At 66.8% G+C, this 24,241-nt stretch carries 16 protein-coding genes; 6 read left to right on the top strand and 10 right to left on the bottom strand.

The genetic code is table 11. From position 1 onward, the window contains the following. Positions 1 to 68 precede the first annotated feature (68 nt). Positions 69 to 713, bottom strand: coding sequence for an endonuclease III (nth, locus tag Q0L30_RS07630; protein ID WP_296653363.1), 645 nt, complete (start codon positions 711 to 713; stop codon positions 69 to 71). A gap of 25 nt (positions 714 to 738) precedes the next feature. Further along, entirely contained in the window at positions 739 to 1,650 is a 912-nt protein-coding gene (rsxB, locus tag Q0L30_RS07625; RefSeq protein WP_296653360.1) for an electron transport complex subunit RsxB, read from the bottom strand. Positions 1,651 to 2,058: 408 nt separating this feature from the next. Between rsxB and Q0L30_RS07620 the strand changes: the two genes are divergently transcribed. Next, a complete protein-coding gene (locus Q0L30_RS07620; RefSeq protein ID WP_296653357.1) occupies positions 2,059 to 2,691 on the top strand; it encodes a TetR/AcrR family transcriptional regulator in 633 nt (210 codons plus the stop codon). A gap of 116 nt (positions 2,692 to 2,807) precedes the next feature. Here the strand turns inward: Q0L30_RS07620 and Q0L30_RS07615 are convergent, their stop codons facing one another. From Q0L30_RS07615 to Q0L30_RS07605, 3 genes are all read right to left on the bottom strand, one after another. Further along, on the bottom strand, positions 2,808 to 4,085 hold the full coding sequence (locus Q0L30_RS07615) for a polyhydroxyalkanoate depolymerase (protein WP_296653355.1): 1,278 nt from the start codon (positions 4,083 to 4,085) through the stop codon (positions 2,808 to 2,810). Positions 4,086 to 4,323: 238 nt separating this feature from the next. Continuing rightward, the gene (locus tag Q0L30_RS07610; RefSeq protein ID WP_296653353.1) at positions 4,324 to 6,177 is read right to left on the bottom strand and encodes a glycoside hydrolase family 15 protein; all 1,854 of its coding nucleotides are present in this window, start codon (positions 6,175 to 6,177) and stop codon (positions 4,324 to 4,326) included. A gap of 420 nt (positions 6,178 to 6,597) precedes the next feature. Further along, positions 6,598 to 6,747 (bottom strand): DUF3096 domain-containing protein, encoded by a 150-nt coding sequence (locus Q0L30_RS07605; RefSeq protein WP_296653351.1) that lies wholly within the window; start codon positions 6,745 to 6,747, stop codon positions 6,598 to 6,600. 273 nt (positions 6,748 to 7,020) lie between these two features. Between Q0L30_RS07605 and Q0L30_RS07600 the strand changes: the two genes are divergently transcribed. Next, positions 7,021 to 8,184, top strand: coding sequence for a lactonase family protein (locus Q0L30_RS07600; RefSeq protein ID WP_296653348.1), 1,164 nt, complete (start codon positions 7,021 to 7,023; stop codon positions 8,182 to 8,184). A 73-nt stretch (positions 8,185 to 8,257) separates the two neighbouring features. Here Q0L30_RS07600 and Q0L30_RS07595 read toward each other — a convergent pair whose 3' ends face one another. Together Q0L30_RS07595 and Q0L30_RS07590 are read right to left on the bottom strand one after the other, a co-directional pair. After that, on the bottom strand, positions 8,258 to 12,550 hold the full coding sequence (locus Q0L30_RS07595) for a DNA translocase FtsK (RefSeq protein ID WP_296653346.1): 4,293 nt from the start codon (positions 12,548 to 12,550) through the stop codon (positions 8,258 to 8,260). Between the two features lie 290 nt (positions 12,551 to 12,840). Beyond that, a complete protein-coding gene (locus Q0L30_RS07590; protein WP_296653344.1) occupies positions 12,841 to 13,461 on the bottom strand; it encodes an META domain-containing protein in 621 nt (206 codons plus the stop codon). A gap of 299 nt (positions 13,462 to 13,760) precedes the next feature. On the opposite strand from Q0L30_RS07590, the gene purT reads away from it, so the two are divergent. The 3 genes from purT to Q0L30_RS07575 all read left to right on the top strand — a co-directional run bounded on the left by purT (position 13,761) and on the right by Q0L30_RS07575 (position 17,631). Then, positions 13,761 to 14,984 (top strand): formate-dependent phosphoribosylglycinamide formyltransferase, encoded by a 1,224-nt coding sequence (purT, locus tag Q0L30_RS07585; protein ID WP_296653342.1) that lies wholly within the window; start codon positions 13,761 to 13,763, stop codon positions 14,982 to 14,984. Between the two features lie 355 nt (positions 14,985 to 15,339). Further along, on the top strand, positions 15,340 to 15,657 hold the full coding sequence (locus Q0L30_RS07580; RefSeq protein ID WP_296653391.1) for an MliC family protein: 318 nt from the start codon (positions 15,340 to 15,342) through the stop codon (positions 15,655 to 15,657). 495 nt (positions 15,658 to 16,152) lie between these two features. Further along, positions 16,153 to 17,631 (top strand): DEAD/DEAH box helicase, encoded by a 1,479-nt coding sequence (locus Q0L30_RS07575; RefSeq protein ID WP_296653338.1) that lies wholly within the window; start codon positions 16,153 to 16,155, stop codon positions 17,629 to 17,631. 116 nt (positions 17,632 to 17,747) lie between these two features. Here Q0L30_RS07575 and gluQRS read toward each other — a convergent pair whose 3' ends face one another. Next, on the bottom strand, positions 17,748 to 18,683 hold the full coding sequence (gluQRS, locus tag Q0L30_RS07570; protein WP_296653390.1) for a tRNA glutamyl-Q(34) synthetase GluQRS: 936 nt from the start codon (positions 18,681 to 18,683) through the stop codon (positions 17,748 to 17,750). Between the two features lie 28 nt (positions 18,684 to 18,711). Continuing rightward, on the bottom strand, positions 18,712 to 19,623 hold the full coding sequence (locus tag Q0L30_RS07565) for a sulfurtransferase (RefSeq protein WP_296653332.1): 912 nt from the start codon (positions 19,621 to 19,623) through the stop codon (positions 18,712 to 18,714). Positions 19,624 to 19,817: 194 nt separating this feature from the next. Between Q0L30_RS07565 and dnaE the strand changes: the two genes are divergently transcribed. Further along, positions 19,818 to 23,390 carry a DNA polymerase III subunit alpha gene (dnaE, locus tag Q0L30_RS07560; protein WP_296653329.1) on the top strand — a complete coding sequence of 1,191 codons (3,573 nt, stop codon included), beginning with the start codon at positions 19,818 to 19,820 and terminating at the stop codon, positions 23,388 to 23,390. A gap of 44 nt (positions 23,391 to 23,434) precedes the next feature. On the opposite strand, the gene Q0L30_RS07555 is transcribed toward dnaE, so the two are convergent. Further along, positions 23,435 to 24,193 (bottom strand): glycosyltransferase family 2 protein, encoded by a 759-nt coding sequence (locus Q0L30_RS07555; protein ID WP_296653328.1) that lies wholly within the window; start codon positions 24,191 to 24,193, stop codon positions 23,435 to 23,437. Between the last annotated feature and the right edge of the window lie 48 nt (positions 24,194 to 24,241).

Below are 24,241 nucleotides of genomic sequence, written 5' to 3'. Positions count from 1 at the left end.
TGACGTTTGAATCGAAGGCTCATTTTACGCCGCGCAGTGCGCGGTCGCGGTTCGGCCGGGGGCGTCGCTCAGAGATCGGGCGGCGGCGTCTTCGGCCGGAACTCGCAGAGCGGCTCGATTGCGCAGTGCCAGCATTCCGGGCGGCGCGCCTTGCACACGTAGCGTCCATGCAGGATCAGCCAATGGTGCGCGTCCTGGCGGAATTCGGGCGGCGTGAATTTTTCGAGCGCGGCTTCGACGGCGCGCACGTCCTTGCCGGGCGCAAGCCCGGTTCGGTTCGCAACCCGAAAGATGTGGGTATCGACGGCGATGGTCGGCTGGCCGAATGCGATGTTGAGCACCACGTTCGCCGTCTTGCGCCCGACGCCGGGCAGGCCTTCGAGCGCTTCACGCGTGTGCGGGACTTCGCCGCCGTACTGGGCGAGCAGGATCTCGCAGGTCGCGATCACGTTGCGCGCTTTCGAGCGATAAAGACCGATGGTCCTGATGTAGTCCGCGACGCTTTCCTCGCCGAGCGCAAGCAGCTTCTCCGGCGTGTTCGCGACCGGAAACATCTTGCGCGTGGCCTTGTTGACCGAGACGTCGGTTGCCTGCGCCGAGAGCATCACGGCAATCAGGAGTTCGAATGGCGATGTGAATTCGAGCTCGGGTTTCGGGTGCGGATTGAGGCTCTGCAGCGTTTCGTAGATGGCGCGGCGCTTGGTGGCGTTCATCGATCGTGGGCGTGGTCGGGTCCGCTCAGGCGGGCGTGTCGTCGTTCTTGCCGCGCTTGTTGTCGCGGTGGGACGCAGGGGCGGGCTCGTCGTTCTGCGCGGACTCGCCGACGCCGAGGCGGCGACGGCGCGCTTCGGCTGCGTCGATCTGTGCCTGCACGTCGGCGCTGACGTTTTCGGTGTTGCGCGGGCCAACGCCGCGCTCGGCCATCTCCGCCTTCTTGCGTCGCGCGCGTTCGAGCGCGGCTTCGATGATCGCCTTTTTCTTCGCTTCGGCGTCGCTCGCGGGCGTGGCCGTGCCCGGCGCGGTTGCCGCGGATTCTGTGCTGGACGTGGCGCTCGCTGCCGAAGCCGCCGGTGAAGCCGTCGGTGAAGAGGCCGGCGAAGCGGCCGCGCGCCGGGCTGCGGCGCGCGCTTCGGCTGCATCGCGCTCGCTGGTGAGCCGTGCCTCGCGGCGCCCGTAGCGCACCCGGGCTTCGTCGGCCTGGTCTTGCGTCCAGGCATCCCAGCCGGTCGCCGTGCCGGTGATCGGGATCATCGCAATGCAATCGACGGGGCAGGGCGCCACGCAAAGATCGCAGCCCGTGCAGAGATCCTTGACGATCGTGTGCATCTGCTTGGGCGCGCCGACGATCGCGTCAACGGGGCAGGCCTGCATGCACAGCGTGCAGCCGATGCACAGGCTTTCGTCGATGAACGCGACCGGGCGCGGCCGTTCGGCGCCGTTGACGGGATTGATCGGAATGACGGGCTTGCCGAGCAGCTCCGCGAGGCGCGCGACGCCTTCGGCGCCGCCGGGCGGGCATTGGTTATAGCCGGCCGTGCCTGCGGCGATGGCTTCGGCGTAGGGCCGGCAGCCGTTGTAGCCGCACTTTGTGCATTGCGTCTGGGGCAGCAGATCCTCGATGCGGTCTGCAAGCGTTTTGGAATCTTTCACTGTTGCGGCGTCTGGGCGGGCCGGGTCACCTCTTGCGCGCCGCAACGTTGCGGCGTGCGGTCGCGGCGCCAAAGTAACCATTATCGCCGATTTCACGCATTGCCATTGCCGGGCCATGTGCCATAATCAAAGCGCTTAATTCGAAGTACAGCGTCGAAGTACAGCGTCGAAGTAAGGCGTCGAAGTAAGGCGTCGAAGTACCGTGTCCGGGGAAAGAGCCGCCAGATAGCGCCGGAAGAAGGTGCAGAACACGGCAACCAGGACTGACAATTAAAAAAGGTAACGCAAGACCGTAGGATGAAGGGTGTCTGTCCATTAATCTGGCGCGCCCCGTTCAACGCTGCTGCCGGTGAGGAGAGCCCATGCAGCGTGATCCGGAAACGCGGCTTACCGAGCGATCCTGCCACCATGAATCAACCCAAAATCAAAAGAGATCCTGAAGGCACACGTCGTCGTATCCTGCTCGCAGCGGCGGAAGAGTTTGCAAGTGGCGGCCTGTTCGGCGCGCGCGTCGACCAGATTGCACGCCGCGCGGAAACCAACGAGCGCATGCTGTACTACTACTTCGGCAGCAAGGAGCAACTGTTTACAGCCGTGCTCGAGCACGCGTTCTTCGCGCTGAACGAAGCCGAACGCTCGCTCGACCTCGCCGACGTTGCGCCGGTCGAGGCGGTCACGCGGCTCGCGCATTTCGTCTGGGACTACTACCGCGAGCACCCCGAGTTCCTGCGCCTCATCAACAACGAGAACCTGCACGAGGCCCGCTACATCCAGACCTCGACGCGGATCCGCGAGATGATTTCGCCGATCGTCGCGACGCTCGGTGCGATTCTCGCGCGCGGCGAGTCGGCGGGACTGTTCCGCTCGAACCTCGATCCGCTGCGGGTTTACGTGACGCTTTCGGGAATGGGCTACTACATCGTGTCGAACCGCTTCACGCTCGCGGCGACGCTCGGGCGCGACTTCAGCACACCTGTCGAACGCGCCGAGATGGTCCGGCTCAACACCGAGATGCTGCTCGCGTTCCTGATGCGCAAGTAGCGTCAGGGCTTCGCAACCGGCTCAGCTTGACGCGCACGCGCCGCACAGGATGTGCGTGTGTACGCGCGCGTCCGGTACTCAGGCGCGCTGCGTCAGGTAGGTTGGCGTGCGGCAGGTCAGGCGACCGCGCTTTCGTTGGCGTGCTGCTTCGCCTTTTGGTGCTGGCGGATGAATTCGCGCAGTTGCGGGTAGATGATCGTGCGCCAGCGGCGGCCCGAGAAGATGCCGTAGTGGCCGCATTTCTCAGCCGTGAGGTGATGCTTGTGCTCTTCGGGGATACCCGTGCACAGGTCGTGCGCGGCGCGCGTCTGTCCTGCGCCCGAGATGTCGTCGAGTTCGCCTTCGATCGTGAGCAGCGCCGTGTTGCGGATGTCCTGCGGCCGCACGCGCTCGCCGGCCACGTCCCACGTGCCTTCCGCGAGGCGGAATTCCTGGAACACGGTCTCGATCGTCTCCAGGTAGTATTCGGCGGCCATGTCGAGCACGGCGTTGTATTCGTCGTAGAACTGGCGGTGCGCTTCGGCATCTTCCTCGTCGCCGCGCAGGAGGCTCTTGTAGAAGTCCCAGTGCGACGCGGCATGGCGGCCCGGATTCATCGCCACGAAGCCCGCGTGCTGCAGGAAGCCCGGATACACGGCGCGCCCTTCGCCCGGGTAGTTCGCGGGCACCGTGTGGATCACGTTGTTTGCAAACCACTCGCGCGAATGCTCGGTGGCGAGCGAGTTCACCGACGTGGGGCTGCGGCGCGCGTCGATCGGGCCGCCCATCATCGTCATCGTGAGCGGCGTGTCTTCACCGCGGCTCGCCATCAGCGAAATGGCCGCGAGCACCGGCACGGTCGGCTGGCACACGGAGAGCACGTGAAGGTTGCGCGCGCCGATATGGCGGATGAATTCCTCGATGTACGCGACGTAGTCGTCGAGGTGGAACGGGCCGGCCTCGAGCGGCACCATGCGCGCGTCGATCCAGTCGGTGACGTAGACCTTGTGGTCCTGCAAGAGCGTCTTGATGGTGTCGCGCAGCAGCGTGGCGTGGTGGCCCGAGAGCGGCGCGCAGACCAGCACGGTCGGCTCGTCCTTGAGCGTCGTGACCGCCGAGCTGTCGTCGGCGTAGCGCTTGAAGCGCAGCAGGCGGCAGAACGGCTTCTCGATGATGGTCTGCTCAACGATCGGGATGTTGAATCCGTCCTTGACGATTTGACGGATGTTGAATTCCGGCTTCTCGTAATCCTTGCCGAGCCGATACAGCAGCTCGTAACCAGCGGCGAGACGCATTGCGCCCGGCACCAGCGAAAACGGGCTCGAGGGATTCGAAAACGACTTGGAGGCGGCCTGCGCCCAGGCGGTCAGCGGGCTCAGCAGTGCACGCTGATATTCACGGATGTGGTAGAGCATGGGCGCTCCAGCGGTCTAGATGTGGTTCGAATCCGGCTCACGCTCGCTTGTGCGTCGTAATCGCGCGTTGCGAAAGTGAGCCGGACAGGTTGTAGTTGGTAAATATACGGTGCGCCGCAGCGTTTCAATACAAGCGCCACACAAATTTCTTTCGAGTGCCAGATCGTTGTGCAGCGCAACAACATTAGTTTAACGCAGCTGCGGAAAACGCATCGTTTGCGTCACGGCGCCGCAACAGTCACGGCGCCGTAACAGTTTCCGTTTCCGCAGGTACGCCCGCACACGGCGGATGGCCGATTTCCTTCGCCATTTCCTGCTCGTGCCGCATCAGATTCAGGCCCGTATGGACGAGTGCGACGTGCGAGAACGCCTGCGGGAAATTCCCGACCAGCCGCCCTGAAACCGGATCGTATTCCTCGGATAGCAGGCCGACGTCGTTGGCGAGCGACAGCAGCCGCTCGTACATCCGGCGCGCGTCGTCCATACGGCCCTGCAGTGCGAGGTTGTCGACCATCCAGAAACTGCATGCGAGGAAGGTGCCCTCGCCGGGCGGCAGGCCGTCGTCGAATTCGGTCGTGCGATAGCGCATCACGAAGCCTTCCCACATCAGGTCGCGCTCGATCGCCGCAACCGTCCCGGCGATACGCGAGTCCGACGCGGGCAGGAAGCCGACGAGCGGCATGAGCAGCAGGCTCGCGTCGAGTTCGGTGCCGTCGTAGGTCTGCGTGAACGAGTTGAGCTTCGGGTTGAAGCTGCGTGCGCAGATCGTCGTGTGGATCGCGTCGCGCACGTGGCGCCAGTGATCGACCGGTCCCGGCAGCGCGAACTTCTCCGCCGATCTGACCGCGCGGTCGAACGCCACCCAGGCCATGACCTTCGAGAACGTGAAGTGCTGGCGCCCGCCGCGCGTCTCCCAGATGCCCTCGTCGGGTTCGGTCCAGATTTGTTCGAGGTGTTCGAGCATCGCAGTCTGGATCGCCCACGCGGTATCGTCGGCCTGCAGTCCGCCCACGCGCGCGAGATGCAGTGCGTTCGCCACTTCCCCGTAGACGTCGAGTTGAAGCTGCCCGACCGCGTTGTTGCCGATGCGCACGGGTTTGGCGCCCTCGTAGCCGGGCAGCCAGTCGACTTCGAATTCGGGCAGGCGGCGCTCGCCCGCGAGTCCGTACATGATCTGCAACTGCGACGGCGAGCCCGCCATGACGCGGCCAAGCCAGTCGCGCCAGGCGCGCGCTTCGTCGAAGTAGCCGCCGCGCATCATGGCGAGCAGCGTGATGGTCGCGTCGCGCAGCCAGCAGTAGCGGTAGTCCCAGTTGCGCGTGCCGCCCAGCTGCTCGGGCAGCGAGGTGGTGGGCGCGGCGACGATGCCGCCGGTCGGCTCGTAGGCCAGCGCCTTGAGCGTGATGAGCGAGCGGCGGATCGCCCCGGCCCAGCGGCCTTCGACTGTGCCGCGCGCCGACCACTCGGACCAGTAGTTTTCGGTGCGCGCGAGCGCCGTGAACGGATCGCGCGGCGGCGGCAGGCGCAGATGCGAGGCCGCATACGACATCGAGAACGGCACGCGTTCGCCCGCCTTGACTTCGAATTGCGCGACGGTGCGCATGTTCTCGCCTTGCAGCTTCACGGGCGTGCGCAGGACGACGGTATCCGGGCCGACGATCGCCTTGATGCCGCTTTCGTACGTGAGCCGGCTCACCCACGGTACGGAAAAGCCGTAGTCGAAGCGCAGCACGAGTTCGGTGTGCATGCGCACCGTGCCGCGGCGGCCCACGACGATGCGCACGAGTTCCGACCAGCCGTTGCCGGGCGGCATGAAGTCGATCAGCGTGACCGCGCCTTCGGGGGTTTCGAAATCGGTTTCGAGGATCAGGGTCTCGTCCCGGTAGCGGCGCGTGGTCTTGATCTTGACGCTGTCGGCTGCTTCGGGTGCGATCAGCCAGCGGCCGTTCTCCTCGGTGCCGAGCAGCGCGGCAAAGCAGGCGCCGGAGTCGAAGCGCGGCCAGCAGAGCCAGTCGATGGAGCCGGTGCGGGACACCAGCGCGGCCGTGTGGCCGTCGCCGATCAGGGCGTAGTCTTCGATGAGGGCGGGCATGTAAGGGCCTGTTCACGTTAATAACGGGCTTGCGAACGTACCTTGCCGGGCGCAGTGCAAGGAGCAAGGAGCGCCGTTTGGCCGAGCCAAACAAGCGACGCGCGACGCCGCAATGCGCCCGGCAAGGTACGTTCCCCAAACCAGGTTTTTCATTCCAGGGGCTGGCCGCCAGAAGGGCCGATCGCTGCGTCATGCTCCTCGCGAATACATCGAGTATTCGCTTCGTCGCAATCCTTGCGCTCGGCCCTTCTGGCCGCCAGCGCAAGCCCGTCACTAACGTGAACAGGCCCTGGTGTTCTGGCAGGCGTTGCAGGGTTTAATGGCGGATGTACGCACAAGATTAGTGGGTGCGGGGTCCGTCGTGCAACGCGTTTTGCTGCTGTGCGTGCGCAATGGCCCATTGCGCGGCGCGAGGGGTGTTCAGAGGTGGCCGTGGACGCCAAAGAGTCCGATCAGCCCGATGATGATCAGATAGAGCGCGACGATGTAGTTGAGCAGGCGCGGCGCCGCGAGAATCAGGACGCCCGCGATCACCGAAGCGAGCGGGCCGATGGCGAGATGGATGTTCATGTTTGCTCCTTATGGCCTGGCGGGCCGGGCGCAGCTGGCGCGCGGGCGTTCAACCGCTCTCGTATACTCGATCCGGATTCATCAGATCATTGCGCACTCGCGCGCCCCGCCGATCCGCTTTGCCGCAATTGACTGAAGTCAGCTGCAATCAGACAGGAGATCGACTTGTTCACGCGTCCCGCACACGCATATGCCGTGCCTGTTTCATTCCGGTCCCGCCTGCGCGCGTTTGCGCGCAGACTTGTTCATCAAATCGCCCAAGGTTTTGTCATCATGGCCTGCGCTGCCGCCACCCCCGCCTTCGCACAATCGTCCGCCGCCGCGTCCGCGGGCGGCATCTTCAACCTGATCGTCGGGACCTACACCGGCGGCAAGGGCGAAGGGCTTTACGTCTATCGCTTCGACACGAACACAGGTGAAGCGACGCCGTTGAGCGTTGCGAAAACCGTGAATCCGTCGTATCTGGTCGTGAGCCGCGACGCACGCTTCGTCTATGCGGTCAACGAACTGCCCGGCGACGACGGCCCGGCTTCGCTGCGCGGCGACGTGAGCGCATTCGGCTTCGATTCCGCGAGCGGGCGGCTCACGTTTCTGAACAAGGTGTCGGCCGAAGGCAACGATCCATGCTATCTGAGCCTGTCGCCCGACGGGCGCTATCTGCTCGTTGCGAACTACTCGATCGCCGCCGATCCGGGCGGCAGCTTCGCGGTGCTGCCCGTCGAACCCGACGGCACGCTCGGCGCCGCCGCGCTCACCGTGCATCACGAGGGCGGCGGTCCGGTAAAGGGGCGCCAGGACAATGCGCATGTTCACTCGACGGTGTTCTCGCCCGACGGCCGTTTCGTCTTCGCGCAGGATCTGGGCGCCGACAAGCTCTATGTCTACCGCTATACGCCGGGCGGCGGCGGCGCGGCGGTCGCACCGGCTGACTTGGCCGAGGCGCGCTACACGGCCATGCCGGCGGGCTCCGGCCCGCGCCATCTGGTCTTCGGCAACGACGGACGCCACGCGTATCTCACGAGCGAACTCGATGCGACGGTCACCGTGCTGCGCTATCGCGACGGGCACCTCACGCCCGAACAGGTCGAGCCGCTCGTCGAACCCGGCTTCAAGGGCGCGGTGGGCGCAGCGGCGCTGCATCTGTCGCCGGATGGGCGCTTTCTTTACGTATCGAATCGCGGCGACGCCAACGACATCTCGATCTTCGCTGTCGACGCAACGAGCGGGAAGCTCGCGCGCGTCGGACGCCAGTCGAGCCTCGGCAAGGCGCCGCGCGAGTTCGCCATCGATCCGACCGGTCGCTGGCTGATCGTCGGCAACCAGGGCAGCGACACCGCTTATGTGTTCCGCCGCGATCCGCAGACCGGGCTGCTCGGGCCGGACCCGAAGCGGCTCGATATCCCTTCGCCGGTCGATTTCAAGTTCGTCGCGCTCTAACGTTCAAACGCGCCAACAGGCGGGCCACAAGCGGCGCGCGCCCGGCAGGGCGCTGGCGCGTGCCGTGTGTGCCTTACTCGGGCTGCCCGGGCGCGAGCACTTCGCGGCTGCCGTTGATGCCCATCGGCGAGACGAGGCCCGCCGCCTCCATCTGTTCGACGAGCCGCGCCGCGCGGTTATAGCCGATGCGCAACTGCCGCTGCACCGACGAGATCGACGCGCGCCGCGTGCGCACGACGAACGCGACGGCTTCGTCGTAGAGCGGATCGGCTTCGGCATCGGGGGTGTCGCCGAAGAGGTCCTGCGCTGCGCCTTCGCTCGTCGGGCCGTCCAGGATGCCCTCCACGTACTCCGGCTCGCCGAACTGCTTCAGATACTCGACCACGGCGTGCACTTCCTCGTCGGCGACGAACGCGCCGTGCACGCGCTGCGGATAGCCCGTGCCGGGCGGCAGGAACAGCATGTCGCCCTGGCCGAGCAGCGACTCGGCGCCCATCTGGTCGAGGATCGTGCGCGAGTCGATTTTCGACGACACCTGGAACGCCACGCGCGTCGGAATGTTGGCCTTGATGAGACCCGTGATCACGTCGACCGAAGGCCGCTGCGTCGCGAGAATCAGGTGGATGCCCGCCGCGCGCGCCTTCTGGGCGAGCCGCGCGATCAGCTCCTCGATCTTCTTGCCCGCCACCATCATGAGATCGGCGAGCTCGTCGATCACGACGACGATCATCGGCAGCGGCGCGAGCGGTTCGGGCGCCTCGGGCGTGAGCGAAAACGGATTGCCGATCTTCTTCTCGTGCGCGGCGGCGTCGCGGATCTTCTGGTTGAAGCCCGCCAGATTGCGCACGCCCACGGCCGACATCAGCCGGTAGCGCTTTTCCATTTCGCCGACGCACCAGTTGAGCGCGTTGGCGGCGAGCTTCATGTCGGTGACGACGGGCGCGAGCAGATGCGGAATGCCCTCGTAGACCGAGAGTTCGAGCATCTTCGGGTCGATCATGATGAGCCGCACGTCCTCGGGCGTGGCCTTGTAGAGGAGCGAGAGGATCATTGCGTTGATTGCGACGGACTTGCCCGAGCCGGTCGTGCCCGCGACGAGCATGTGCGGCGCTTTCGCGAGATCGGTGACGACCGGCTGGCCGACGATGTCCTTGCCCATCGCGAGCGTGAGCTTCGAGGTCGAGCGCAGCCAGGGCGCCGATTCGAAGATCTCGGAGAGCCGGATCATCTGGCGGCGCGCATTGGGCAGTTCCAGGCCCATGCAGGTCTTGCCGGGGATCGTTTCGACCACGCGGATCGACGTGAGACCGAGACCGCGCGAAAGGTCCTTCATGAGACCGACGATCTGGCTGCCGCGCACGCCGAGCGCGGGCTCGACTTCGAAGCGCGTGATGACCGGGCCCGCCGACGCGCCGACCACCGTGACCGGCACCTTGAACTCCTGGAGGCGCTGCTCGATCAGCTGGCCCGTCTCGGCGAGCGCCGCTTCCGGGACCGGGTCGATGTCCGTGGACGCGCTTTCGAGCAGATCGAGGCCGGGCAGTTCGACCGTCGATGCGGCGAGCGGCTGGAACGCGAACGTCGTGGGCGCGTGGCCGCGCACCGGCTGGCGCGAAGCGGCTTCTGGTATCGCTTCAGCGGCGGCCGGGGCCGCGTACGTTGCATCGGCTGTATTGGGTGCGATTGGTGCGTCCGGTGCGGTTGGTGCGTCTGGCGCCTTGAGTGCGTCCGTCGTGTTCGGAAGCGGGATTTCCCACGGTGCGGGCGCAAGATCCATGCTCAATGGCATCAGCACGGGCGGCATCGGCACGGGTGCGATTGCGGCCACATCCATGCTCGGCGGCGTATCTGTCACTACGTCTGCCGGCGCGTCTGCCAGCACGTTTGCCAGGGCAGGCTGCGTCGCTTGCCAGCCGAATGACGCTGCGGCATGCCACGCGGGAACGTTCGCCGTGCCGGTGCTTTCGATCTGCTGCCCGAGGTCGCTCGCGCTCGCCGCTACGGGCGCGGCGGCTTCTGTCGTCACGCGCTGCGTGTCATGCGCGATGCGCGGGAAACGCACGATATTCGAGCCGGTTGCCGCTGTGTCGGAAGCGGGCAGGGCGGGTTCGTCTGCGTCGATTGTTTCGCTCGCCACGGGCGTTGCTTGTGCTTGTGCGTCGGCGTGGGCCGTGCCGGAAGCTGCGGGTGTCGGTATGTCCGCGAGCCTGGGGGTGAACGCTTCGTGATCGTCTGCGGGCGTCGGGACCGATGGTGCTGCTGCGGCAACGCCGGCCGGCTCGTCGTCCAGCAGGGTCCACGGCGCAAGGCCATGCTCGGTCGCTGGCCAGGACGGTTGCGGCGACTGGGCGAACGCGAATGGATCGGCCGCATCGTCCTGTGCAGCCGATGCGGACGCGCTCTGATGCGAGCTTGCGCCGTACGGCGATGCATCCGGTGTCGCGGCGTGTGCAGGCGGTGTTTGGGGTTGCGCATCCGCGTTGGGCGCAGCGACGAACGCTGACGCGGCGGGGAGCGCTGCGTCTGATAGGTTCGCCGGATCGTGCACGATCACCGCTTCATGTGCTTCATGTGCTTCATGCGCTTCATGCGCTTCATGCGCTTCATGCGCGTCGTGCGCTTCATGTGCGTCGTGCGCTTCATGTGCGTCGTGCAGATCGTTCGGCGTCGAGGCAGCGACCGGCGCTGCGTCGTACGACACGGCTGGCTGTGCTGGTTGTGCTGGCTGAGGCGCATCGACTGTCGGGAGCGAGCTGGAATGCGGCGTGAAAGTCGCGGTTGCAGTGTGGGCCTGCCACACGCCGAATGCTGGCGACATGTTCGTCTCGCCGTCGGCCGCTGCGGCGACGTGCTGCTCCGGTTGCCATACTTCGGCGGAGGTCGCCGGAAGCAGTCCCACAGTCGTGTGCACGTTCGCCGCGTTCACTGCGTTCGCTGCGTCGCTCGACGTAACAGCGGCTTGCGCTGCGCTGTCCTGCGTGGCGTCCGGGAGTCGGGGCGCCGGTCCGTGCTCGCGATGGGCGGCCGCAGCTTGTGCAAGAACGTCCGCGTCCGTGCTGCGCGCAAGGCTCGCACCCGCGAGCGTCGTCCAGCGCGCAGTGTTCTCGTCGATCGAGCGCAGCGTTTCGAGCACGTCGTCCGAAAGCGGCACGCGCGGTTGCGCGTCGACCGGCGCCGCGGGCCGCGGAGCAACCGGGCGCGCGGCGGGCGTCGCGGCCATCGGCTTGTTGGCGGATTGCGCCTGCATTGCGGCGAGCGCGGATTTCGTCGGCCAGACGAACGGGCGCGGCGGCCTCGGCGGACGCGGCGGCGCCACGGATGCCGCAACGCGCGCAGCCGTGTTGCCCGCGACCGGCTGCGCGACGTTGCGCCGGGTCGGCAGCGAGCTTGCAAAGGTCGGCTTGATTCCATCGAGCGGCGGCGTTGCCGTTGCGCCACGCATGCCATGCGCGGTACCGGATGCAGCCGAAACGCCGGAGGCGTTCGCGTGCGCCGCCGAAACCGGAGGACGGACCGGTTCGGCACGCCACGGCGTGCTGCCGCCGGGTGTCGGCTTGAGCGGCGGTATGGCGGGCGCCATCGGTGCGCGCGCATCGATGGCCGCAGCCGCTCCCGTCGCGGCGAGCGCGGTGGCGGCGGGCGTTTCGTGCAGCCATCCTGATGGCGCTGCGGGCTCGCTCAGATCCGAGTCAGGTGCGATATCCGCTGTGTCCGACAGACGCGGCTCGACACGCCGCGTCGCGGTCTCCCGCACCTCCCGTGCCACCTCGCCGCGCGCTGCTGCCGCGCCCGTGGCGCTCGTTGAGCCCGTTGTGCGTCTGCCCGTCGCGGGCGGGTGCCACGGGGTCGGGCGCCGGGGCCGCGAACCATCGAGCGTGGCCGGCGAATCAAGGGGAAAGAGGCCACTGGTGCCCTGTGCGGAAGCCGCGTCGCCGCCTGCCTGGCGACCGCTTCGCCGCCCGCCGCGCGGCGCATCGCCATCGTCGCGGCGCGCGCGAATGTTCAGGCCGAGCCCGAGCGATACGTCGGCGAGCGCGAGCATGTTGCGCCAGTGCGAATCGAACAACCAGGGCAGGCTCGCGAGGAAGAGCGCGAGCATCGAGAGCGGCGTGGCGACGCGGCCGACGTGCTTCCCGAGCCCCATTGCCAGCGCCTGTCCGAGCGCGTTGAACCCGTTGATGTGAATGAGCGTGGCTTCGAGCGTGCAGCTCGCGACGAGTACGCCGAGAAATCCCAGCCAGAGCCGGATCGTGCCCGGTCCGCGCAGACCTGTGCCGCCGGGCAGCACGGATTTGACGAGACGCCAGATCAGAGGGATGAGCCAGATGGATGAGGCGCCGAACCAGCCAGGAACTACCGTGTGCATGCCAGAGGTCAACGAATGGAAGTAGTGCAACCCGTGGAGTTTAACCGCTCGGCCGACCGGGCCGATACGCGGTTTGCAGCGGCGCCACGCTCGCCTTCGTGCTGGTGGTGCTGCGTGCGGGCCGCCGCGGCCCGTGCGCATCCGACAAAACGGCGCGCCGGTTCGCGGCGCGCGCGTGGGTTACGGGGCGATCACGGGTTTTGCACGGGTTAATCGCGGCTCAAGCGCGGTTCAATCGCAGTTTAAGTGCGGTTCAAGCGCGGGTTGGTCGCGGGTTGGTCGCGGGCCGATCACTGCTTCGGCTGGGCCGCCGGTGCGGCGTCGGCCGGATGCGTGAAGGTCAGGCGGTCACCGTTGTCGAGGATCAGCAGCAGTGCTTGTGGCGCGTGCATTTGCACGCCGCTGCGTGTGATGCGGCTGAGCGCGTCGAGGTAGGCGCCCTCGATGTCGCCGCCTGCGCCGATGCACGCCATGCGCGTGCCCGCAAGCGTACCGAACGACAACAGGCCGTTTTTGAGCGCATAGGCGCCCGCGTAGCGGTTGCAGCCCGAGAAGCCGCTCGCGTGGCGCTGGCCGGTCGCCGTCGACAGTTCGAGCGTGATCGGGTTCGCTGCCGCCGCGGCGGCGGTCGTGGCGGGTGCAGCGGGTGCAGCGGCCGTCGACGCGGTTACGCCGGGCAGCGTACGCAGCGTGCCGTTGGCCTCTTTCCATTCGGTGAGCTGCCATTTCGTGTTGTCGAGCAACTGCGTGGCGGCGGGGATGAACGGATCGGACGGCGGCGCGGAGGCATCCGTGTGCACGGGCATCTTGCACGCAGCCAGCATCAGCGCGAGTGCGAACGGCGCCGCGCGCGATGCGATCAGGCGCAGGGTAGGGTGCCCGTGCGGGCGCGTGCTCAGGCGAAATGACATCGCTTCGGTCCTGGTAATCGGCGAAGGCGTAAGCGTAACGCAGTAGCGGCCATGCGCGCGAGCCAAACGTCGAGGCCGGTCGAGGCACGTCGAAGCACGTCGAAGCACGTCGAAGCACGTCGAGGCACGTCGAGGCACGTCGAGGCACGTCGAGCCACGTCGAGCCACGTCGAAGCGCACGCGCAGGTCCGCGCCTGCGCGCCACGGCGGTGCGCTCTCTGCCTCGGCGGCGCCTGGGCCGCGTGTTAACATCGGCGCTCGCTCGTATGGAGCAGCACCATCGTTATTCTGGAGACATCATGCAGATCGGCACCCGCATCGGCACGCCGTTGTCAGCCTCGGCCACGCGCGTCATGCTGCTAGGCGCAGGCGAGCTCGGCAAGGAAGTGATCATCGCGCTGCAGCGCCTTGGCGTCGAAGTGATCGCCGTCGACCGCTACGAGAATGCGCCGGGCCATCAGGTCGCGCATCGCGCGCATGTCGTCGACATGACCGATCCTCAGGCGCTGCGCGCGGTGATCGACGCAGAGCGCCCGCATCTCGTCGTGCCCGAGATCGAGGCCATCGCCACCGACGCGCTCGCAGCCGTCGAAGCCGCCGGTGTCGCCGAAGTGATCCCGACCGCGCGCGCCGCGCAGCTCACGATGAACCGCGAAGGCATCCGCAGCCTCGCTGCCGAGGAACTCGGCCTGCCCACGTCGCCGTACGCGTTCGCCGATTCGCTCGAACAACTGAAGGCGGGCATCGCGAAGATCGGCTACCCGTGCGTCGTGAAGCCGGTGATGTCGTCGTCGGGCAAGGGGCAGTCGGTATTGCGCAGCGACGCCGACGTCGAAGCTGCCTGGCTGTATGCGCTCTCGGGCGGGCGCGTGAACTACGGGCGGGTGATCGTCGAGGGCTTCGTCAAATTCGATTACGAGATCACCCAGCTGACCGTGCGCGCCATCGATCCGGCGAGCGGGAAGGTCGAGACGTATTTCTGCGATCCGATCGGCCACTTGCAGGTGGACGGCGACTACGTCGAATCGTGGCAGCCGCAGCCGATGAGCCCGAAGGCGCTCGAACGCTCGCGCGAAATCGCGCACAAGGTGACCGAGGCGCTCGGCGGGCGCGGGATTTTCGGCGTCGAGCTGTTCGTGCGCGGCGATGAAGTGTGGTTCTCGGAAGTGAGCCCGCGTCCGCACGATACCGGGCTCGTCACGCTCGCGTCGCAGCGTTTCTCGGAGTTCGAACTGCATGCGCGTGCGATCCTCGGCTTGCCCGTCGATACGACGGCGCGCGGCCCGGGCGCGTCGGCTGTCATCTACGGCGGGCGTGAAGAGCGCGGGATCGCGTTCGAAGGCGTTGCTGCGGCGCTCGCGGTGCCGGGTTCGGATCTGCGTCTGTTCGGCAAGCCGGAGAGCTTCGTGAAGCGCCGTATGGGCGTTGCGCTCGCGACCGGCGCCGATATCGAGGAAGCGCGCGCCCGTGCCCGCGCAGTGGCAGCGGCGGTGCAGCCGGTGTCGGGCAGCGCGGCGGAGTGAGCCAGGGACGGAGCGGCTGACTAAGCGGCTGACTAAGCGACTGCCGGAGCGACTGCCGGAGCGACTGACTGAGCGTCGCAGCGCGGCTCCGGGCGCCGCGCTCAGGATGACGAGCCGCGCAGATTCGCCAGCATGGCGCGGTCAGCTGCGCCCATGCTGCGCGGTGCCGCATCGCGTCGATGGGGCGAAGCTCGTACCGGTCGAGGGCCATGCGGCCGCCGCGCCGCCATCATCGATCCCTGACGTGCCGCACCGTAAGCGGCGCACGTCGTCACTCACGGAGAAACCCATGCAGAACAAACGGATTGCGGGTTGGGCGTTCCGCGCAGCAAGCCTCGCGCTGGCCTGCGGCGCAATGGCGCAAGTGCAAGCCGCGCCGCTGAATGTTCCTGAGATCCAGACGCAGGCTCGTCAAGCGTTCAGCTACACCTGCGCCAACGGCCGGACCTTCAAGGTTGCCTATCTCAACGCGAAAAACGGCCAGAGTTTCGCGGTGGTGCCGGTGCAGGGACAGCGCCTGCTGTTCGTCGAAACCATTGCCGCGTCGGGCGTGAAATATCAGGCTGGCCGCTATACGTGGTGGACGAAAGGCCCGCGCGCCGATCTCTACGACGCCTCGGCTGGCGAAAACGCGGCACCAATGCTCGCCGGTTGCGCGACGATCATGCGCTGAGGTTGGGCCGACTCGTCCGGCAGACTCGGCAGGCTCGCCTCGCGAGCGACGATTTTCCGTCATGTTGGGCCGGTAATATGCGGCACGGCTACGCGGAGGATTCGGGCGGCGCTGTGCGCACCCGAGAACCTGCGGATCCGCGCAGGCGCTCGCGCGCAGAAGCCCGGGCGCGCTGCCATCAGGATTTATGCCAGGGTGCTACAATACCGCGCTTTCGGCGAGGTGCGCCGGCCGCATAAGGCCGCCGCGGTTGCCGGATGAGAGCCGGGGTTGTCGCGCAGTACCGTAGCGCGCATCCCTGCCTCCGGGCCGGATTGCCGGTGCGGAAGCGTTACCCCGGCTGTACGCCGGTGACCTGTGCCAGGCGTACGCCTCGCGGCCCGCCGGGCTGCGAGTTGCCAGTTGCGACTGTGCCCCGCGATTGCACCCCGTCGAGGCGCCCGGCCGTGAGTGCCGCCGCGCCATGCGCCCAGGCGCCTTTATAGCGAAGCCACCATGTCCGACACCGACGTCAAGCCCACCACTGCGACCTTCGACCAGTTTGGCCTTGCACCCCAAATCCTGAAGGCAATCGAGCAGCAGGGCTACACGACGCCTACGCCGATCCAGGCGCAGGCGATCCCCGTCGTCCTCACGGGCCGCGACGTGATGGGCGCCGCTCAGACCGGCACCGGCAAGACCGCGAGCTTCTCGCTGCCGATCATCCAGCGCCTGCTGCCCGGCGCGAACACGAGCGCCTCGCCCGCGCGCCATCCGGTGCGCGCGCTGATCCTCACCCCCACACGCGAACTGGCCGACCAGGTTGCCGCGAACGTGCGCTCGTACGCGGAGCACACGCAGTTGCGCAGCGCGGTGGTGTTCGGCGGCGTCGACATGAATCCGCAGTCCGACGAGCTGCGCCGCGGCGTCGAAATCCTGATCGCGACGCCGGGCCGCCTGCTCGACCACGTCCAGCAAAAGACCACGAACCTCGGCCAGGTGCAGATGCTCGTCCTCGACGAAGCCGACCGCATGCTCGACATGGGCTTCCTGCCGGACCTGCAGCGCATCCTGAACCTGCTGCCGAAGGAGCGTCAGACGCTGCTCTTCTCGGCGACGTTCTCGCCGGAAATCAAGAAGCTCGCCGCCACGTATCTGCGCACGCCGCAGACCATCGAAGTCGCGCGCAGCAATTCGACGGCCACGAATGTCACGCAGATCGTTTTCGAAGTCGCCGAGGGCGACAAGGCCGGCGCGGTCGTTCAACTGATCCGCGAGCGCGGCCTGAAACAAGTCATCGTGTTCTGCAACAGCAAGATCGGCGCGAGCCGTCTTGCGCGCCTGATCGAGAAGCAGGGCATCGTCGCCGCGGCGATTCACGGCGACCGCTCGCAAAGCGAGCGCATGCAGGCGCTCGACGCCTTCAAGCGCGGGGACATCGAAGCGCTGGTGGCGACCGACGTGGCCGCGCGCGGCCTCGACATCGTGGAACTGCCGGCCGTCATCAACTTCGACCTGCCGTTCAACGCCGAAGACTACGTGCACCGCATCGGCCGTACGGGCCGCGCCGGTGCGTCGGGCGACGCGCTCTCACTGTGCAGCCCGAACGAGAAGAAGCAGCTGGTCGACATCGAGAAGCTCATCAAGCGCTCGCTGCCCGTGGAGCGTCTCACGATCGATACGCCGGTCGCGCATCACGATGGCGGCAGCCGCCCGCGCCACGAGCGCGGTGAACGTGGCGGCGAGCGCCCGGCGCACGGCGGCCATCGCCGCACGACGTCGTACGAGCGGCCGCATCACCGCGCGCAGCCCGTCGATGACTTCTTCCTGAAGCCCTATGAGCCGTCGCCGGTGGCGCGCAAGGCCGCCGAGGAACTTTCCGCGTCGAACAACGGCTCGCCGCAAAAGCCGCAGTCGAAGCAGCCGCTCGCCGCGCTGCTGGGCGGGCTCGGAGCGTCGTGGCGCAACAAGCCTTCGTCGTCTTCGTCGAACTGATTTTTTTCGGCTGATCAACACACACCAACAAACGGCGTGTCCGGCGTTATGCCAGACACGCCGTTTCGTTTTTTGCGCGCCCAGGTCTGCGGCTGACGCCGCTCGCGTCGCTGCGTTCAGGCGGCCGGCAATTGCGCGAGCCTGCGCTGCCAGGCGTCGATGGCGTCGGCCTGGAAGGCGTCGAGCGTCGCTGGCGCCGGGTCGCGCAGCGCAAGCCCCAGATGCCGGGACGCCGCGATCAGCGCATCGAGCGGACGATCGGGATCGAGCGCCTGCGCGCCGGTCTGCTTCGACAGCTTTTCGCCGTCCGCATTGGTCACGACCGGGACGTGCAGCCAGGCAGGCGTCGGCACGCCGAGGCAGCGTTGCAGCCAGATCTGGCGCGCCGTCGAATCGAGCAGATCCGCACCGCGCACGACGTGCGTGATGCCCTGCTCGGCGTCGTCGACCACCACCGCAAGCTGGTACGCCCACTGCCCGTCCGCACGCAGCAGCACGAAGTCGCCCACTTCGGTTGCGAGATTCTGCGACTGCGGACCCTGCCAGCGATCGTCGAAGCGGATCACGGCCGCGTGCGCGGGCGTGTCCGCGGGTGTGACCGCATGTGTGTCGGCATGTGCGTTGTCTGGCACGCGCAGGCGCGATGCGCGCGCGGGCTTGCCGTGCAGGCCGCTGCGGCAGGTGCCGGGGTAGATCAGCGTGGTGTTGCGCTGGTGCGTGCGCAATTGCGAATCGGCGATTTCCTTGCGCGTGCAGCCGCACGGATACACGTGGCCCGCCGCGATCAGCGCGTCGAGCGCCGCGCGATAGCGCTCGATCCGCGCGCTCTGCCAGACCGGTGGTTCGTCGGCGTGAAAGCCGAAGCGTTCGAGCGTTGCGAGGATGTCGAGGTCGGCGCCGGGCACGGTGCGCGGGCCGTCGATGTCCTCGACGCGCACGAGCCACGTCCCGCCGTGCGCGCGCGCGTCGAGCCAGCTCGCGAGCGCCGAGACGAGCGAGCCGAAATGGAGCGGGCCGGTCGGCGAGGGCGCGAAGCGTCCGCGATAGGGCAGAGGGCCGGAACGTGCCGCGCGGCGGGTGTCAGTCACGCTCGTGCGGGCTCAGGCGCTCTCGTGGGCTTGCGCTGGCCTGCGCCGAAGCGTCGTCTTCGCGCGCCGGATGGCAGGCGGGGCAGGTCTTGCCCGCGACGTAGAGCGGCGACGCCAGCCCGGCGGGCGTCACGACCGCGCGGCACGCGAGGCACTGCACGGGGTGGGACGGTGCGAGTTGCGGATCGAGCGCGCTGCGCTGGTCGAACACGAAACAATCGCCGCGATAATGCGCGCCGCCCACTTCCTCGAAGTACTTGAGAATGCCGCCCTCGAGCTGGTAGACGTGTTCGATGCCCACTTCCTTCATGTGGATTGCGGCCTTCTCGCAGCGGATGCCGCCCGTGCAGAACGACACGACGGTCTTGCCTTCGAGATCGGCCCGGTTCGCCTCGATCACGCCGGGGAATTCGCTGAACTTGTCGATGCGGTAGTCGAGCGCCTGATCGAACGTGCCCACGTCGACTTCGAAAGCATTGCGCGTGTCGAGCATGACGACCGGGCGTCCCGCGTCGTCGTGGCCGCGGTCGAGCCAGGCCTTGAGCGTGACGGGTGAGACGGACGGCGCGCGGCCTTCTTCGGGGCGGATCGCGGGCTTCTTCATCGTGATGATCTCGCGCTTCAGGCGCACGAGCATGCGCTTGAACGGGCGCGTTTCCGAGAAGCTTTCCTTGAACTGCAGCGTCGCGAACTTGCCTTCGAAGAGCGGATCGTGCCGGATGTAGTCGATGAAGGTGCGCACGGCGGTTTCGTCGCCGGCGACGAACAGATTGATGCCCTCCGGCGCGAGCAGGATCGTGCCCCGCAAATCGAGCGACTGACAACGTTCGAGCACGAGCGGACGCCATTCGGCGAGTTTGTCGAGCGTCGCGAACTGGTAGGCGGAGAGATTGAGGATGCGCATGGAGAAAACCGGTGAGACTTGCCCGCGGCGTCCGGCTTTCTGAGGTAGAGAGGTAGTCCGGGCGGCGGGCGCAATTCGCTATTATCCCTCAACCCTGCTTCGCGACGTGGCGCCGCGCCCGCCGGCCGTGGAGGGCTTGTCCAGACGGCCAACGTCGCCCCGGCGGGCCGAATTCGCGCGGGGCTGGAGTTACAATGGCGCCCATGTCAGATCCCCGCTTCGTTCATCTTCGCATCCACTCCGAATTTTCGATTGCCGACGGCATCGTGCGCCTCGACGACCTTGTCAAGGCGGCGGCGAAAGACGGCCAGGGGGCGCTCGCGCTTACCGACCTCGCCAACGCATTCGGTCTCGTTCGTTTCTACAAGGAAGCCCGCGGCAAAGGGATCAAACCCATTGCCGGCTGCGACGTCTGGGTCATGAATCCGGACGACCGCGACAAGCCTTCGCGTCTTTTGCTGCTCGTGAAGGACAAGCGCGGTTACCTGAATCTTTGCGAACTGCTTTCGAAGTCGTGGCTCACGAACCAGCATCGCGGCCGCGCGGAAATCGATGTCGCGTGGCTCGAAGGGGGCCTCGGCGAGGGGCTGCTCGCGCTCTCGGGCGCGCAACAGGGCGATATCGGCCTCGCGCTCGCGGCGGGCAACACCGAAAGCGCGAAGCGTCACGCACAGCGCTGGGCGAAGCTGTTCCCGAACGGCTTCTATATCGAACTGCAACGCTGCGGCCAGCCGGGCGGCGAACCGTATGTCCAGCAGGCGGTTACGCTGGCGGCGGACCTGAACTTGCCGGTGGTCGCCACGCATCCCATGCAGTTCATGCAGGCCGAGGAATACACCGCGCACGAAGCGCGCGTGTGCATCTCGGAGGGCGACATCCTCGCGAATCCGCGCCGCCAGAAGCGCTTCACGACGCTGCAGCGTTTCCAGTCGCAAGCGGAAATGGCGGCGCTCTTCGCCGATATTCCGTCGGCGGTCGCGAATACGGTCGAAATCGCGAAGCGCTGCAATCTCACGCTCGAACTCGGCAAGCCGAAGCTGCCGCTCTTCCCGACGCCGGACGGCCTCTCACTCGACGACTACCTCGTGCAGCTCTCGAAGGAAGGGCTCGAAAAGCGCCTCGTGCAGTTGTTCCCGGACGAAGCGGAGCGTGAGAAAGAGCGCGCGCGTTACTACGAGCGTCTGGAATTCGAGTGCGGAACCATCGTCAAGATGGGCTTCCCCGGCTACTTCCTGATCGTCGCGGACTTTATCAACTGGGCGAAGAACAACGGCGTGCCGGTCGGGCCGGGCCGGGGCTCGGGCGCGGGCTCGCTCGTCGCGTACGCGCTCGGCATTACCGATCTCGATCCGCTGCGCTACAACCTGCTGTTCGAGCGCTTCCTGAATCCCGAACGCGTGTCGATGCCCGACTTCGACATCGACTTCTGCCAGCACGGCCGCGACCGCGTGATCCAGTACGTGAAGGAGAAGTACGGCGCAGACGCGGTTTCGCAGATCGCGACGTTCGGCACGATGGCCGCGAAGGCGGCCGTGCGCGACATCGGCCGCGTGCTCGACCTCGGCTACAACTTCACGGACGGCGTGGCGAAGCTCATTCCGTTCAAGCCCGGCAAGCACGTCACCATCGCCGACGCGATGAAGGAAGAGCCGCTCCTGCAGGAGCGCTACGACAACGAAGACGAAGTGCACCAGCTGCTCGACCTCGCGCAGCTCGTGGAGGGCCTCACGCGCAACGTCGGCATGCACGCGGGCGGCGTGCTGATCGCGCCGGGCAAGCTTACGGACTTCTGCCCGCTCTACACGCAGGGCGACGAAAGCGGCGTCGTGAGCCAGTACGACAAGGACGACGTGGAAGCCGTCGGCCTCGTGAAGTTCGACTTTCTGGGCCTCACGACGCTGACGATCCTCGACTGGGCCGAGCGCTATATCCGCAGGCTCGACCCGTCGAAGCAAGACTGGTCGCTCGCGCAAGTGCCGCTCGACGACGCGCCGTCGTTCCAGATCCTCAAGAAGGCGAACACGGTCGCGGTGTTCCAGCTGGAAAGCCGCGGCATGCAGGGCATGCTGAAAGACGCGCAGCCCGACCGCTTCGAGGACATCATCGCACTCGTGGCGCTGTACCGGCCGGGCCCGATGGACCTGATCCCGAGCTTCTGCGCGCGCAAGCACGGCCGCGAAGTGGTGGACTATCCCGATCCGCGCGTCGAACCCGTCCTGAAAGAGACCTACGGCATCATGGTCTATCAGGAGCAGGTGATGCAGATGGCGCAGATCATCGGCGGCTACTCGCTGGGCGGCGCCGACTTGCTGCGCCGCGCGATGGGCAAGAAAAAGGCCGAGGAGATGGCCACCCATCGCGAGATTTTCGCCAAGGGCGCCGCGACGAACGGGCTCACGCGCGAGAAGTCCGACGAGATTTTCGACCTGATGGAGAAGTTCGCGGGCTACGGCTTCAACAAGTCGCACGCGGCTGCCTACGCGCTGCTTGCGTACTACACCGCATGGCTCAAGGCGCACCATCCGGCGGAATTCATGGCGGCCAACATGTCGCTCGCCATGGACGACACCGACAAGGTGAAGATCCTCTTCGAGGACTGCATTACGAACGGCATGAAGGTGCTGCCGCCGGACGTCAACGCATCGGCGTACCGCTTCGAGCCGGTCGCCGATTTCGATCCCGCGGTCGTCGGCGCACGCTCGCGCACGATCCGCTATGGCCTTGGTGCAATCAAGGGCAGCGGCCAGAACGCCATCGAGGAGATTTTGCGTGCGCGCGAAGAGGGCGGACTCTTCAAGGATCTGTTCGACTTCTGCGAGCGTATCGACCGGCGGGTCGTGAACCGCCGCACGATCGAAGCGATGATCCGCGCGGGCGCGTTCGACACCATCCACGCGAATCGCGCGCAACTGCTCGCGTCCGTGCCGCTCGCGATGGAAGCCGCCGACCAGGCGAGTGCCAACGCCATGCAGGCGGGCCTGTTCGACATGGGCGACGCGCCGCTGGCCGCGCACGAACTCATCGACGAACCGGCTTGGCCGGAAAAACGCAAGCTTCAGGAAGAGAAGGGGGCGCTCGGCTTCTATCTCTCCGGGCATCTGTTCGACGCCTACAAGGACGAAGTGCGCCGCTTCGTGCGCCAGAAGATCGGCGATCTGAAGGAAGGGCGTGACAAGCTCATCGCGGGCGTGATCGCGTCGCTGCGCACGCAGATGACCCAGCGCGGCAAGATGCTGATCGCGCTGCTCGACGACGGCTCAGGGCAGTGCGAAGTGACGGTCTTCAACGAACAGTACGAGGCGCACAAGGCGCTTTTCAAGGAAGACGAACTGCTGGTCGTGCAGGGCGGCGCGCGCAACGACGCCTTCACGGGCGGCATCCGCTTCACCGTGGACACGGTGATGGATCTGGAGCGCGCACGCAGCCGCTACGCACAGGTCGTGAAGCTGCAGGTGAACGGCAACGCCGACGTGCACGCGCTGCGCGCCGTGCTGGAGGCGCATCGCGCGAAGCCCGACGACACGCTGCCCGCGCCCGCCGAGCCGGTACGCGCGCGCGGCGGACGCGAAGGTGGCGGCTATGGCCGCGATCGCGAGCGCAGCCACGCGGTGATTCCGAACGGGCTCGCGGTGCAGATCGCCTATCGCAACGAACGCGCGGAAGGCGAGGTCCGGCTGGGCGACGCGTGGCGTGTCAAACCTACCGACGACCTGCTTGCGGCGCTGCGCAGCGAACTGGCCGGTAGTTCTATCGAGATCGTGTACTGAGAAAGACTGGGAAAGACTGAGAAAGACGGTCCGGACGGCGGGCCTTACGGCGTGCGCACGCCGTGCTGCGCGAGCTTGAGAAAGCGGTAGTAGACGGTTTCGGCGTTGAACACCGCGATCATGAAGCCCGCGCGGCCATCCAGGAATCCGGCGCGCAGGACATAGGTCCGGATGAAGGCCCAGGCGCCCCGCCCGAGTGCCTTGCCGAAACTGCCGCGCTTGCCCGCCGCGGCGCGCTGGGTGGCGCCCGCGCTCGAATACGCGTCGAGCTTGCGCAGGACGGCGTCGAAATCCTCGTACGAGTAGTGCATGAGCTTGCCCGTGAGGCGGCGCGCAGGGCCGTCGAACACGAGCCGTTCGTGGACCAGGTCGTCGGAGAAGCGGGCTGCGCCGCGCCGGAACAGCCGCGGAATCCAGTCCGGGTACCAGCCGCCATGACGGATCCAGGCACCGCAGAAGCTCGACAGCCGGTCTACGGCGTAAACGTCGGCTTGGGGCGCGGCGATCGCGTCGCGGATCGAAGCGGCCAGTTCGGGCGTCACGATCTCGTCGGCGTCGATCGCTAGCACCCAGTCCGTTGCGAGCGCATCAAGTGCGCGGTTCTTTTGCGGACCGAAGCCCGGCCAACGGGTTTCCTCGATGACGCGCGCACTGTGGGCGCGGGCGATGTCCGCCGTGCCGTCCGTGCTGCCGCCGTCGATCACGATGATGTCGTCCGCGAAGGCTAGCGCGTCGAGGCATTGGGCAAGCCGCAGGGCCGCGTTTTTCGTGATGATGGCGACGCCGAGCGTGGTTTTTTTCATGCGCTTTTGGGTGGGTGAGGGCGGCACGCGTAACGTTGCGCCTGGCAA

Source organism: Paraburkholderia sp. (genome assembly GCF_024281035.1).
In the GTDB taxonomy this organism is placed as follows: domain Bacteria; phylum Pseudomonadota; class Gammaproteobacteria; order Burkholderiales; family Burkholderiaceae; genus Paraburkholderia.
The sequence above is the reverse complement of the archived record's forward strand: the minus strand, read 5'-3'. Positions and strand labels throughout refer to the sequence as shown.